Genomic DNA, 965 nt, shown 5'->3' with positions numbered 1-965 from the left:
GTCGTAGGGGGCGGGGACCCGGATCGGGGCGATCTGCGGGGTGCCCCGTTCCGCCACGAGCGAGTCGTAGATCGGGGTGTCCGGGAAAGAGGCGGAGTAGTAGCCGCCGCCATAGGAGGAGCGGGGGGAGGTCATGGCCATAAGTTAAGCCCACGATGTGCGGATTGGGGAGACCGATAAGAGGGTTGTTTCCCGTGTCGGCGGTGACGTGAAGTCACTAATGCGAGTGAACTTGGACAAGTAGGGTGGCGCGCAGAGCGTACTTCTTGTAGAGGCCGAGTTCCGGGACGGTTACCGGCAGTTGACCAGGAGTGTTCCGGTCCTCCTCGTGGGAGACTGCCGGGACACGGCCTGGCCGACACACGAGGGGGCAAGCATGTCCATGCCGAAGGGGTCGAACACGCCGGTGCCTGTCACGGCCCTGCGCGTCGAGGTGGGCTGGCGGTCGGGACCCGGCGTCCCGGACGCGGACGCCTCGGCGCTGCTGCTGGCGGGCGGCAAGGTCCGCTCGGACGCGGACTTCGTCTTCTACAACCAGCCCGCACACCCCTCCGGCGCGGTCCGGCACGAGGGCAGGCGCACCGCCGGCGACCGGGTCACCGACACGTTGCTCGTCGACCTCACGCGCGTGGAGCCCGCGGTCGAGACCGTGGTGCTGGCCGCCTCGGCGGACGGCGGAACCTTCGGCCAGGTGCCCGGCCTGTACGTCGAGGTGCGGGACGCCGCCAGGGACACGGTGACCGCGCGCTTCGACAGCACGGGCGCGAGCGTGGAGACGGCGTTCGTGCTGGGCGAGTTCTACCGCCGTCAGGGCGCCTGGAAGTTCCGTGCCGTGGGCCAGGGCTACAGCAGCGGCCTGGAAGGCCTGGCCACGGACTTCGGCATCACGGTGGACGAGCCGCAGCGCGCGCCGCAGTCCCCGGCGGGAGCCCCGCAGCCACCGCTCCCGGCCGGACCTCCCGTGC

At 70.6% G+C, this 965-nt stretch carries 2 protein-coding genes; one reads left to right on the top strand and one right to left on the bottom strand.

The features are described from left to right. Positions 1 to 135: DUF6643 family protein (locus C1I97_RS42615; protein ID WP_369008385.1), on the bottom strand; the 135-nt coding region annotated here is incomplete at its 3' end. Between the two features lie 247 nt (positions 136 to 382). Between C1I97_RS42615 and C1I97_RS37895 the strand changes: the two genes are divergently transcribed. Continuing rightward, positions 383 to 965 (top strand): TerD family protein (locus C1I97_RS37895; RefSeq protein WP_146608450.1); only part of this gene is annotated, 583 nt, incomplete at its 3' end.

It is taken from the genome of Streptomyces sp. NTH33 (assembly GCF_003236365.1).
Taxonomy (GTDB): Bacteria; Actinomycetota; Actinomycetes; order Streptomycetales; family Streptomycetaceae; genus Streptomyces.
Note: the sequence above shows the minus strand (reverse complement) of the source record. Positions and strands in the feature narration are given on the sequence as shown.